This window comes from Actinopolymorpha sp. B17G11, from assembly GCF_040196095.1.
Lineage (GTDB): Bacteria > Actinomycetota > Actinomycetes > Propionibacteriales > Actinopolymorphaceae > Thermasporomyces.
Map to the genome: position 1 here is coordinate 37,471 of NZ_JBEFTW010000049.1, position 8,520 is coordinate 45,990.

Consider the following 8,520-nt stretch of genomic DNA (forward strand, 5'->3'; position numbering starts at 1 on the left):
CCAGATGGGATGGTTCGCCCCCTTCTGCCTACACTCCTCCGAGTCCGCACACAATTGGTCGCCGACGAGCTACAGATGGTCATCAGGTGGACCCGGCGGCGCTTACCGAGGGTCCCGGCCCCGACACCTCTGCGTACGACACGTCTGCCTACGACACCTCTGCCTTCGACACGTCGAGTGACGATACGTCGGCTTACGACACCTCGGAGCGGGACGGTGCGCACGGGGGGTCGACGGGCAGTGGCCGGCGGGTCGCGTTCGGTTCAGACCACCGCGACCATCAGTGGCCACCACGGCGAGGTGGCCGGCGGGCACGCGTGTTCTCTGCGCCGGACCCGTCACCTTCCGACCAGCCCGCAGGCACGCCGTGGACAGCGTCACCCGATGCCCTCGACGGAGCCGACGACGCGTACCCGCCCCCGCTGACCTACGGGTCGGAGGCCCCACCGCACGCACCATCCGCCCGAAGGGACGAGGCGCCTGGCAGCGAGCGGTTCGGCCCGGCCGGCGGGGATCACTTCGCCTCACCCGGCGAGCACTACGCTGCTCCGGCGGACCGCTACGACGATCCTGGCTCGTCGTACGAGTCACCCGCCCGGTGGTTCGAGCGCCACCAGGACTGGTACTCACCACCGACGGCCAGAGGCGAAGCGATCGCCGGCTCGTACGAGCCGCCGGCCGCGCGTGACGAGTCCCCGACGCCATCGCAGGACCCGCCGTACGAAGGGCCAGCCTCCTATGAGGGCGCGGCGTCCTCCGGGTTCGCTGACCGGTACGACTCCGGTCCGCCGTACGAAGAGCCGGCGCCGTACGAAATGCCGCGCGAGCATCCGAGCGGTGGCCGGCGGCGGCGACGTGTGGAGCCCGCCTTCGACCAGCCGTTCCCCCACCTGCCTTCCGTACCGCAGTCCAACCCACCAGCCGGCGACAGCGGAGGGCGATGGGATCCGTCCGGAACCGAGGCGGGCAGCCAAGAAGCGCTGGACGTCAGCCCGGGCCTCTTTGACTACCCGAGTCGCGAGCCGCACTACCCCGGGAGCGAGCCCAAATACCCCGGGAGCGAGCCGCACTACCCCGGGAGCGAGCCGGACTACCCCGGGGGCGAGCCGGACTACCGGCCTGGCCAGTTCGATGCTCCGATGGGCGCTCCGGCACCTCTCGACCGGTACGCCTCGTCCAGCTACTCCCCCGAGTCGTTCGACGATCTGTCGACCCCCCTGGAGAGTCAGCCGCTCACCGGCCCGCTTCCCGACCACGGCTGGGGTCGTACCGGCTCCGGCAGCGGTCACGTCTCCGACGTCCTGCCGGAGTCCACCGCCGCCAGCGAGGTCACCACCGGCTTCCACGCACTTCGCGACACCGGCCGGCGTCCCGCTGACGACGGTCGGTCGCAGTGGGGTGGCGATGGCACAGGCCGTTCGACCGGCCACCACCACGATCCCGAACTCCTCGGTGATCCCCGCACCGACAGCGGCGGGCGGCGACGCAGCCACCGCCGCGAGGATCCGGACACCGACCTGGGAAGTGACGACCTCGTGGGCCCTGTCACCGAACCCATGGTGATGCTGCCTGCGGTCCACCTGACCGCGGAGCCCGGCGCCGACAGGCACGCCGCAGCCACGCCGGACCTCGACGACTATCCCGATGACCTCCGGCCGCGTCGACGGGCCGCGGGCAGGGACCTGACCGCCACCGCACTCGGCCGGCCGATGTCCAGCCCGATGGTCGAACTCAGGGCGGACCTGTCCACCGGTCCGAGCGAACCCATCGCGCTCACCGACCTCGGTGACGAGCGGGAGTCCGCCGCCCGTGGTCTCGGCGTCCGCTTCACCGGCGGAGAGGCGGCGCGTTCGGCCGGCTCGAGCACCCCCGGCACGGCCCGCTCGGCCCGCTCGGGACGCGCCAAGCGGTCCGGTCACCGGGTACGCCGTACCCGGCCGGTAGGTCTCCCGGCCTTCCTCGCGGTGCCGGTCGCCATCCTCGGCGGGCTCGGAGCAGCGTTCCTGGACCTGTACCTCACCGGCCACCTCGGCGTGCTGTTCAGCCTGGGCTTCGTCCTCACGTCGTTCGGGGTGGCCGCTGGGATCCGGCGGTCCGACATCTTCACCGCCGGCGTCCTGCCCCCGTTGGCCGCACTTGCCACATTCGCAGGGATCGGTGTCACGTCACCGGAGCGGCTTGGCGGCACGTCATCGCCGGTCGTCGCGGTACTCTCCGGGCTGGCTACCGAGTCGTGGACGCTGGTCGCGGCGTCGTCGCTCACCCTCGGCACCATCGCGCTGCGGGTGGCGGTCGGGCGCTCCAGGTCCTCCGACCTCAGCGTGGACGAGAGTTTCGGAGGTCCCTCCGCAGCTCAGGTGGCAGCGCGAAGATCAGACTCTCGTCCGCCGTTCTGACCTCTTCGGCCGCCGGGAAGCCGCGCTCCCGCAGCAGGTCGAGGACGCCCTTCACGAGCGAGTCCGGCACGGACGCACCGCTGGTCACGCCGACGACGGCGACCCCGTCGAGCCAGGCTTCGTCGACCTCGGACGAATTGTCGACGCGGTAGGCCGCGCGCGCTCCGGCTTCGAGAGCCACCTCGACCAGGCGTACGGAGTTCGAGGAATTGGCCGAGCCCACGACGATCATCAGGTCGGCGGCGTGCGCGATCTCCTTCACCGCCTGTTGGCGGTTCTGCGTGGCGTAGCAGATGTCGTCGCTCGGCGGATCCATCAGCTGCGGGAACTTCTCACGGAGCCGTTCGACCGTCTGCATCGTCTCGTCGACCGACAGCGTGGTCTGCGACAGCCAGGAGACCCGCGACGGGTCGCGAACCTCGATCCGGTCGACATCGTCCGGTCCTTCGACCAGTTGGATGTGGTCGGGCGCCTCACCGGCGGTTCCCTCGACCTCCTCGTGCCCGGCGTGGCCGATCAGCAGGATGTCGCGGCCGTCGCCGGCGAAGCGCTTGGCCTCCTGGTGCACCTTCGTGACGAGCGGGCAGGTGGCGTCGATGCTCTTGAGGGACCGGTCCCGCGCCTCGGTGTGGACGGATGGCGCGACGCCGTGTGCGGAGAAGACCACGGTCGCGCCTTCGGGGACCTCGTCGAGCTCCTCGACGAAGATCGCGCCGCGCGCCTCCAGGGTGTCGACGACATGCTTGTTGTGGACGATCTGCTTGCGTACGTAGATCGGCGGGCCATAGTGCTCGAGGGCCTTCTCGACCGTGATCACCGCCCGGTCGACCCCGGCGCAGTAGCCACGGGGGGCGGCGAGCAGGACACGGCGCTCGGTCGACGTCATGCCCTTCATCGTAGGTGCCGGACCTGGCTCGGCGACCGGCCGTACGACGAGTGGCCGCCGACGTGTGGCGATCGTCACGAAGTCACGGGTCGCGGCTGTGGCAGGAGGGACAGAGCGGTCATGGGCCGCGACACTACGCTGAGCGGACATGGCCCTCCAGACCTCAGCTGAGCAACCCGCTCCGGTCCGCCAGATCGCCAACCTCATCGGCCAGTGGATCGGGCGGCTCGGTGCGGTGTGGGTCGAAGGCCAGGTCGCGCAGCTGTCCCGCCGGCCGGGCACATCGACGGTCTTCCTCACTCTCCGCGACCCGGCGGCCGACATCTCCGTCCAGGTGACCTGTCCCCGGGTGGTGTTCGATGTGGTCGACCCGCCGGTGACCGAGGGGGCGCGGGTGGTCGTCCACGCCAGGCCGGCCTACTACATCCCGCGCGGCACCCTCTCCCTCGCCGCGTCCGACATCCGGCCGGTGGGGTTGGGCGAGCTGCTCGCCCGGCTCGAACGCCTGAAGCGCCTGCTCGCCGCCGAAGGCCTGTTCGCACCGGAGCGCAAGCGCCGGCTGCCCTTCCTGCCGGGGCGGATCGGCCTGGTCTGCGGGCGGGGCTCCGCCGCCGAACACGACGTCCTGGAGAACACCCGGCGCCGGTGGCCAGCCGCGGAGTTCCGGATCGAGAACGTCGCCGTCCAGGGCAACCAGGCGGCCGGCCAGGTGATCGAGGCGTTGCGCCGGCTCGACACCGACCCCCAGGTCGACGTGATCGTCCTGGCCCGCGGCGGCGGGTCCGTCGAGGACCTGCTGCCGTTCTCCGACGAGGGCCTGATCCGGGCGGTCGCCCTGTGTCGTACGCCGGTGGTGAGCGCGATCGGGCACGAGCAGGACACGCCGCTGTCCGACCTCGTGGCCGACGTCCGCGCGTCGACGCCGACCGATGCCGCCCGCCGGATCGTGCCCGCGGTGAGCGAGGAGGCCGCCCGGATCCGGGACCTGCAGGCGCGGGCACGGCAGATTGTCGAGCACCGCCTGGACCGGGAGCAGGCGTTCCTGCACAGCCTGCGTACCCGCTCGGCGTTGCGTGATCCAGGCCACGACATCGGCCGCCGGGAGGACGAGATCCGGGCGCTTCGCGACCGCTCCCGGCGGTGCACGGTCCAGTTGCTCGACCGGGCACAGGACAACCTCAGCCACCAGCTTGCCCGGGTTCGCGCACTCTCCCCCAAGGCGACCCTGGAACGCGGCTACGCCGTCCTGCAGAAGTCTGACGGCGCGGTGGTGCGAGACCCGGACCAGGTCTCCGTCGGCGAGCCGCTCGACGCCAGGGTCGCGGCCGGCCGGTTCGGCGTGGAAGTACGCGATCGTGGGAAACCCTCAGGTGAAGGACGCAGAGGATAGGGTTCGAGTCGTGAGCGAGTCGACCCAACCCCCCACGGCCCTGTCCTACGAACAGGCGCGCGACGAACTCATCGAGGTCGTACGCCAACTCGAGACAGGCGGGACCACCCTGGAGGAGTCCCTCCGGCTGTGGGAGCGGGGCGAAGAGCTCGCGACCAGTTGTCAAGGCTGGCTTGACGGTGCGCGCGCCCGGCTGGCGGCTGCCCAGACAGGCACACCGGCTGACGAGGCCGAGGACCTCGACAGCGACAACTGAGCACGACGACTGAGCACGACGACTGAGCTCGACGACCGGGCAGCCTGGACCGGGCAGCAACGACCGGTCAGCAACGACTGAGCAGGACAACACGCAGGGGGCATGTGAGATGTCGGACCCGACTCTGGAAGACGTCGTTCCACCCCCGCTGCGGACCGAAGCCGACGCACCGGACCGCAACCTCGCCCTCGAACTGGTCCGGGTGACCGAGGCCGCTGCAATGGCCGCCGGACGCTGGGTGGGGCGGGGCGAGAAGAACGGCGCCGACCAGGCAGCCGTCAATGCCATGCGTACCCTCATCGCCTCGGTGAGCATGAACGGCACGGTCGTCATCGGCGAAGGTGAGAAGGACAACGCGCCGATGCTCTACAACGGCGAGCAGGTCGGTTCCGGCGACGGCCCCGACTGCGACGTCGCGGTGGACCCGATCGACGGCACGACACTCACCGCCAAGGGCATGAGCAACGCCGTGTCGGTGCTCGCCGTCGCTCCCCGCGGCGCGATGTACGACCCGTCCGCCGTCTTCTACATGGAGAAGCTCGTCACCGGGCCCGAAGCCGCCGACGCCATCGACATCACCGCGCCGGTGGCCGAGAACATCCGGCGGGTCGCGCGGGCCAAACGTGCCGAACCGGACGACGTGACGGTCGTGATCCTCGACCGGCCCCGGCACGAGCAGCTGGTACGCGAGATCCGGGAGACCGGGGCGCGGATCAAGTTCATCACCGACGGCGACGTGGCGGGGGCGATCACCGCGGCCCGGCCGGACACCGGCGTCGACCTCCTGGTCGGGATCGGTGGAACGCCAGAAGGGATCATCGCCGCGTGCGCGATGAAGTGCGTCGGCGGCATGATCCAGGGTCGGCTGTGGCCACGCGACGACGCCGAACGACAGAGGGCCATCGACGCGGGTCACGACATCGGACGGGTACTCACGACCGATGATCTGGTCCAGGGCGACGATGTGTTCTTCGTGGCGACGGGGATCACCGACGGCGAACTGCTCCGGGGTGTCCGGTACCGAGGCGACGGTGCGGCCACGCACTCGCTGGTGATGCGGTCCCGCAGCGGCACGATCCGCTCGATCATCTCCGAACACGCGCTGGGCAAGCTCCGGGCGTACGCCTCGATCGACTTCGAACGCGCCACCTGAGCCAACGGCGGCAGGGCGCCGATCGCCCCGCGCTCGGGCGGCACCTCACCCGGTCGGCGGGCATTTCCCGCGGTCGGGCGGCACCTCACGCGTCGGTCGGTTCGCGCGGGCGCCCCGTCAACGCCGGAACCAGCGGCGCTTCGGCGGGCGTGCGAGCAGCTCAGCGGCAACGACGAGCCCGCGCACGCGGATGCGCGGGGTCCCGGGCGCGGGTTGTCCGCGACTCCGGTCCTTGCGGCTCACCATGACCTGCGTACCTCGTTCGAACTCCACCGCGATGTCGTCCGGCACGATGAGCGTGAGCTGGGCGAGACCCATCGCCACGTCCAGCACCACCTCGTGCGGGATCACCGCGTCGGTGAAGTCGAGGGTGACCTTGCCGAGCAGGGCGCGGATGGTGACCCGCGGTGGGACCAGCCAACGTCCGCCGAGTTTCTCGTCCTTCAGGATGGCGGTGATCTCGGGTGGACCGGGCACGGTCAGCGGGCCCGGGACGCCAGCCACAGCGGGACGCTGCCGCCCACGCCCGGCGCGCCTGGTGTCCGCGGCGACGCCGGGCTCACCGATCGGGAGGTCGGTCGTCACCAGCGCCAGTTCGCCGTACGTCTTTGCCGCGAATGTCCGTTCGAGCCGCTCTTCGAGCTCGATGATGTCGAGGCGCCCTTCGGCAACGGCGTGGCGCAGCATGTCGGCCGTACGTTCGCGGTCGGCGTCGGACGCGCGGAGGTCTCCCACCCCACCCGCCAACCACTGGCGCGCATCGCCCGTAGGTGCCATCGCAAGCCGCTCCTGTCGCCGTGGTGGACCCAACGGCCTCGCCGAAGGGCCACCGCCAAGGTCGAGGTTAGGCCATGCGCGCGACGGGGCCGACCGACCTGGAGCAACCTCCGCCGAGTCCCGTGCCACGAAGTCGCCGATCACCACCCGGCTGGATGGGCTACCGCGGTCCGGTGCTGCCTCCACTGCCCCAGGGGCGTCGGTTCCGTGCAGCCGACGTGAGCCGCTTGGGGTGCGCTGCGCGGAGTGGGGCGGTCAACTGCCACGATCGCGACTCGGTGACCTTCGTGAGCCGCTTCTGCAGATCGTCACGCTGGCTGACAAGGCTCGCGACCTCGTTCCTCAACGCCGATGCCTGGCGGTGCAGCTGGGCCTCGCGCACCGACATGTCCGCCACCGGCCAGGGGTAGCTGACCGTACGGTCCCGCCGTCTCCGCCGACGCACCCGGCGAGCCTGCTTCCGCGTGTACGTGAAGAAGTCCTCGAGTTCTTCCGGCGCCGGTGGCCCTGCCCCGGTCAGCTCGTAGCCGTACTCCCTCAAGCGCTCGCCCATCACGGCCTCGCAGACGCGAAGCTGCCATGGCTCCAGCCGGTCCCGGAAACTCCCGACCGAACGCGTCGAGACCTCCTGTCGGGTCCGGACGTGCCAGGTCTGGTGCTCTGGTACGAACGTGTCCGCGAGCCGCTCAGGGCTGAGCATCGCCTCGTCGTACGGTTCGCCGAGAAACTCGGACAGCGTGCTCAGGTGTTTCTCCGGATCGGCGACCAGCATTTCGTACTGGATCTCGTGGTAGGTGTCGGCGGGTAGGTCGTCGCGCGCCCGATTGCCGCGGTCGATCGCCTCCGTCCACGCGCGGACCCGGGCGCTGAATCCGAGCTCGTCCCACGGGGGCACAGACTTCATCGAGGCAACGCAGTCGCGCCCGTCCCGGATGATGTGCACGAACTGGGCGTTGGGGAACATCCGCCGGATGAGCCAGATCGCCGTCCGGTAATAGGGTCGCTTGTCTCCCCAACGGAGCTTGCCGAAGCGGTCGGAGTAGGCGCGGAGCACCAGCCCGACAGCGGATCCGACGGTCCACGCCTCGTCGACGATCCGGTCCGTGATCGTGCTCGGGTCGAGGCCCAGATCGCCGAACCACTTCGAGGTGACAATCATCTCGGCGAGCGCCCGCCGGTTCGCCTCGACGGCCAGGTCGCCGAAGCGCTCCCGTTTGAGGTAGACGGGCATCAGGAACCGGTTCTCCGGGGGGATGGCGATCCGCGGATGCTGGTGCAGCATCAGGCTGAGCAGCGTGGTCCCCGACCGCGGGCACCCCAGAATGAAGATCGGCCTGCCACGGCCCTCGGAAATGATGATCGCCTCCCGGCCCCCGAGGAGTTGAGCATGTCGCTCCGAGCCAGCGAGGCTAACGCAAAATCCTGCCCGGTCGAGATCGTCACCATCGGACCGGACAGAGTCCGGCCACATGTGGCCGAACGCCGCGGGTCCTCTGAGGCTGGCCCGCGGTGCTCCGGCCACGGCTCTCCTAGGGCTTCCGGATCACGGGTTGGGGTGACAGGTCGGCGTCTCTGAGACGCTTGGTTGGTTGTCAGGCTGCAGTCTGTCGGATCCGGCGCCGTAGGTGTTTCTTGACTTGTAGTGGTGTGCGGCCGGCCATG

7 protein-coding genes are annotated in these 8,520 nt (G+C 70.3%); 4 read left to right on the forward strand and 3 right to left on the reverse strand.

Going from position 1 to position 8,520, the window contains the following annotated elements:
* Nucleotides 1–86: 86 nt before the first annotated feature.
* A complete protein-coding gene (locus tag ABN028_RS31985) occupies nucleotides 87–2,396 on the forward strand; it encodes a DUF6542 domain-containing protein (RefSeq protein ID WP_349699190.1) in 2,310 nt (769 codons plus the stop codon).
* On the opposite strand, the gene ABN028_RS31990 is transcribed toward ABN028_RS31985, so the two are convergent.
* Nucleotides 2,317–3,291, reverse strand: coding sequence for a 4-hydroxy-3-methylbut-2-enyl diphosphate reductase (locus ABN028_RS31990; RefSeq protein ID WP_349331961.1), 975 nt, complete (start codon nucleotides 3,289–3,291; stop codon nucleotides 2,317–2,319). The two genes, ABN028_RS31985 and ABN028_RS31990, sit on opposite strands and share 80 nt — an antisense overlap.
* A gap of 139 nt (nucleotides 3,292–3,430) precedes the next feature.
* Here ABN028_RS31990 and xseA point away from each other — a divergent pair, with 139 nt between their 5' ends.
* The 3 genes from xseA to glpX all read left to right on the forward strand — a co-directional run bounded on the left by xseA (nucleotide 3,431) and on the right by glpX (nucleotide 6,081).
* On the forward strand, nucleotides 3,431–4,672 hold the full coding sequence (xseA, locus tag ABN028_RS31995) for an exodeoxyribonuclease VII large subunit (RefSeq protein WP_349699191.1): 1,242 nt from the start codon (nucleotides 3,431–3,433) through the stop codon (nucleotides 4,670–4,672).
* Between the two features lie 10 nt (nucleotides 4,673–4,682).
* A complete protein-coding gene (locus ABN028_RS32000; protein WP_349331951.1) occupies nucleotides 4,683–4,928 on the forward strand; it encodes an exodeoxyribonuclease VII small subunit in 246 nt (81 codons plus the stop codon).
* 109 nt (nucleotides 4,929–5,037) lie between these two features.
* Complete coding sequence (glpX, locus tag ABN028_RS32005) at nucleotides 5,038–6,081, forward strand: class II fructose-bisphosphatase (protein ID WP_349331950.1); 1,044 nt, start codon at nucleotides 5,038–5,040, stop codon at nucleotides 6,079–6,081.
* A gap of 117 nt (nucleotides 6,082–6,198) precedes the next feature.
* On the opposite strand, the gene ABN028_RS32010 is transcribed toward glpX, so the two are convergent.
* Nucleotides 6,199–6,858: a DUF1707 SHOCT-like domain-containing protein gene (locus tag ABN028_RS32010; protein WP_349331949.1), complete on the reverse strand. Its 660-nt coding sequence runs from the start codon at nucleotides 6,856–6,858 to the stop codon at nucleotides 6,199–6,201.
* Nucleotides 6,859–7,018: 160 nt separating this feature from the next.
* Nucleotides 7,019–8,329 (reverse strand): sulfotransferase family protein, encoded by a 1,311-nt coding sequence (locus tag ABN028_RS32015; protein WP_349699192.1) that lies wholly within the window; start codon nucleotides 8,327–8,329, stop codon nucleotides 7,019–7,021.
* Between the last annotated feature and the right edge of the window lie 191 nt (nucleotides 8,330–8,520).